The sequence below is a fragment of the Halalkalibacter wakoensis JCM 9140 genome (assembly GCF_000513095.1).
GTDB classification, from domain to species: domain Bacteria; phylum Bacillota; class Bacilli; order Bacillales; family Bacillaceae_D; genus Halalkalibacter; species Halalkalibacter wakoensis.
On sequence record NZ_BAUT01000135.1, the window covers coordinates 1 to 3566 of the forward strand.

Below are 3566 nucleotides of genomic sequence, written 5' to 3' on the forward strand. Positions count from 1 at the left end.
TATAAGTTTTAGCATTTATCAGCTATGAAATATGTACTGCCGCAAAAGAGAAGATTCTATGAAGAACTATATGACACAAAAGTAAAAGATGGAAAGAGCACATTTAAGCAAACTGACCGTGAGTTTGCAGTTGCTGCCTTAATGAAAGTCAATCTATTTAAGCGTTTGGAAAGTTCTATTCACTCATTTAATTTAACTTTGAATAAATTAGTGGGGCGAATTGAACAAGCGTTAGAATTGTTATCACTCCATAAGCAAGTGATGTTTCAAGAAAACTACGATGAAGCTACTGATTTTGATGATGATCAGTTAGAGGCAATTACTGTGGGTAGTGAAAAGGTACAAATTCAATTGGCTGACATTGATGCACTGAAATGGCGTGGAGATTTACAGTACGACTTAGCGATTTTAAGGGATTTATTAAATCAATCACAAGCCATTACGTCTAGTCGTGATGCTAAGATAAATGAACTAATAGCAATAATAAAAAACAAAGTTGAGAATCCAATTAATCAAGGGAATAAAAAGATCATTATTTTCTCAGCTTTTGCGGATACAGTAAAATATTTATATGAGAATCTAGCAGAAGAATTACGTGGACTTGGTTTACATTCAGCAATGGTCGTAGGCGATGGTGCCAATAAATCCACTTTAAAAGGGGTTCGTGTGAAAGATATAAATGATGTATTAATGAATTTTTCACCAAAATCAAAAGAACGTGCAAAAATTGAACCGAAAAAAACAGATGAGATTGATATATTATTTGCAACAGACTGTATCTCCGAAGGTCAGAATTTACAAGATTGTGACTTTTTAATTAATTATGATATTCATTGGAATCCAGTTCGAGTCATTCAACGTTTCGGTCGTATAGATCGTATCGGTTCTACTAATAAAGAAATACAGCTAGTAAACTTCTGGCCGAATATGGAATTGGATGAATATATTAATCTAGAAGAGCGGGTAAAAGGACGTATGAAAATATTAAATACCTCTGCTTCTGGGGAAGAAGATATATTAGATACTTCTGGGAAAGATATGAACGATCTAGAATTTCGACGCAATCAACTAAAAGCCTTGCAAACTGAGGTTGTAAATTTGGAAGAAGTATCTGGAGCAATTTCTATTACGGATCTAACATATACTGATTTTAAAAGTGATTTGAGCGGAGCTTTGAAACAATATAAAAAACAGTTAGGACAAGCACCTAAAGGTATCTATGCTATTACGTCAAATGCTGATTTTAAAGAAGCAAAACCAGGTGTGATTTTCTGTTTTAAACAACATGGTGTTTTTGAAATGAAAAACAATAGTCTGGCTCCTTATATATTGTTATATGTTACGGAGCAAGGGCAAACCCTTATCCATTATACTAATGCCAAAAAAATATTAGACATTTATAGAAAGTTATCGCTTGGACAAAGTGAACCATTACAAGATTTAGTGGAACAATTTAATGAGGAAACCAATCATGCTATGGATATGTCGACGTATACAGACCTAATGAAAAAGGCTGTTGATATTATTAAAGATAAACATGAAGACACAGCATTCGATAGTTTCTTCTCAATTGGTGGGACAAGTATTCAAACGAATTTAGACTTCGAGTTTGATGATGTTGAGCTCATTTCATTTTTGGTTATAAAGGGTGAATCGGAATGAACGAAGAGAGATTATTAAAATTGATTCAATTACCGAAATCAACCCATGTGTTAAGAACATTTCCTTACAATAAAATCGAGCCACAGTTAAACACAGCCCAGAAAAAGATTATTTCCGAACACGTGGTATCTAGAGGAATACGGTTATTAGCAATCATTAGTTCGAATAACACCAACATACCAAAGTTCGAAGACGAAACTGTACGATTTGAAGAGATTCATTTTTATTCTATACAGTTACAAAACTTAAAGAAATCTATAGATGTTTATAAAGTCGTTGCTCAAATTATTCCGTATCCACTTGTAATTTTATTCATAGATGGAGAACAAATGCGTTGGGTAATGGCGACGCATCGTAAACAAAAACAGACTCATTTATTATCTATCGATCAAACCTTTGAATTTGATGAAACAATATCTCTAGACTTATCGGAAAATAATCTAAAGTTCACTATGATGGATAATTTAAACATAAAAGCTGTTTATCATTCATGGATTGAGCAACTGTTACAAATAGAATTGAATTTCAAGTATGGTATTTATCGTAATATCAAGCTCGAAAACAATCTATTGCAACAATTAAAAGACCTTGATCGACAAATCGAGCAATTAGTTAGCCAAGCAAAGCGAGAAAAACAAATGAATAAACGAATTTCTTTGCAAGTAGAGGCAAATAAATTAAAAAGTGTTAAACAAGCATTAATCGAAAAGGAGCAATAAGATGGTTAGTAAAATGAATGGTGAAACCTTAGATCTCACAAAACAAAATATCGAACGTTTAAAAGAACTGTTTCCTGAGGTATTAACAGACGGTGAAAAAATTGATTTTGACCTATTAAAAACAGTATTAGGTGAAGTAGTAGAAGATAACAATGAGCGCTATCAATTCACATGGCATGGTAAAAAACAAGCGATCTTAGGTGCGCAAAAGCCATCAAAAGGAACATTACGAGCTGAACCTGAAAAAAGTAAAAACTTTGATGCTACTGGGAATATCTATATTGAAGGGGATAACTTAGAAGTATTGAAGTTATTACAGAAATCGTATAATGGGAGAATTGATTTAATTTATATAGACCCTCCTTATAATACTGGAAAGGATTTTGTATATAGAGATAACTTTAAGAAGAGTATTGAGAATTACTTTGAACAGACTATGCAAGTGGATAGTAAAGGTAATCGATTTTCGACCAACACAGAGTCTAATGGGCGATACCATACAGATTGGTTAAATATGATTTATCCGCGTTTAAAGTTGGCAAGAAATTTACTTTCAGATAAAGGTGCAATTTTTATAAGTATTGATGACCATGAAGCTGCAAATTTAATAAAGATCTGCGATGAAATATTTGGAGAGAATTGTTTCGTTTGTTCAGCAATATGGCGTTCTTCAGATAACAGCAATAATGATGCCAAACAATTCTCAAATGACCATAATTATACCCTTGTTTATTCAAAGAAACCTCTATGGCAACCTAAGAAACAATTTGATTTAAGTAAACAACAACATTTTAAAAATCCAGATAATGATCCGAATGGACCTTACTTTGATGGAAATCCATTAAATTCTCCTAATTATAGAGAGAACTTAATTTATGATGTAATTTCTCCAACCGGACATGTTATTAAGCCCCCTAAAAATGGATGGCGTTGGTCCAAAGAAACCCTACAACAAAAAATAGAAACAGGAGAGATAAGATTTACAGAAGATGGTAAAAGATTTCGGAGAAGAACGTATTTAAAAGATATGACAGGATTACCACCGTCTTCTTTATGGACTGATTTAGAAAGAACCGGGCATAATAGACAAGCAAAATATGAATTATTAGATTTCACTAGTGTTGCATAAATACTGACTGAATTTTCAGTTTTAAAGTTCTTCCTGTTTAGAGCCAAAAAAGTAAT

The 3566-nt window shown here is 32.7% G+C and carries 3 protein-coding genes; all 3 read left to right on the plus strand.

What is annotated here, in order from left to right; all coding sequences use genetic code 11:
* Nucleotides 1-24: 24 nt before the first annotated feature.
* The 3 genes from JCM9140_RS21645 to JCM9140_RS21655 are packed head-to-tail and all read left to right on the plus strand — an operon-like array spanning nt 25 to nt 3510.
* Nucleotides 25-1662 carry a C-terminal helicase domain-containing protein gene (locus JCM9140_RS21645; protein ID WP_052002484.1) on the plus strand — a complete coding sequence of 546 codons (1638 nt, stop codon included), beginning with the start codon at nt 25-27 and terminating at the stop codon, nt 1660-1662.
* On the plus strand, nt 1659-2381 hold the full coding sequence (locus JCM9140_RS21650) for a DUF4391 domain-containing protein (protein ID WP_034751665.1): 723 nt from the start codon (nt 1659-1661) through the stop codon (nt 2379-2381). Before JCM9140_RS21645 ends, JCM9140_RS21650 begins: the two co-directional genes overlap by 4 nt.
* Before the next feature lies 1 nt (nt 2382).
* On the plus strand, nt 2383-3510 hold the full coding sequence (locus JCM9140_RS21655; protein ID WP_052002485.1) for a site-specific DNA-methyltransferase: 1128 nt from the start codon (nt 2383-2385) through the stop codon (nt 3508-3510).
* Nucleotides 3511-3566: the final 56 nt, after the last annotated feature.

Excerpts from the sequence above, each read along its gene's own strand:
- JCM9140_RS21650 (WP_034751665.1), top strand. The coding sequence starts at position 1,659 with ATGAACGAAGAGAGATTATTAAAATTGATTCAATTACCGAAATCAACC.
- JCM9140_RS21645 (WP_052002484.1), top strand. The coding sequence starts at position 25 with ATGAAATATGTACTGCCGCAAAAGAGAAGATTCTATGAAGAACTATAT.
- JCM9140_RS21655 (WP_052002485.1), top strand. The coding sequence starts at position 2,383 with ATGGTTAGTAAAATGAATGGTGAAACCTTAGATCTCACAAAACAAAAT.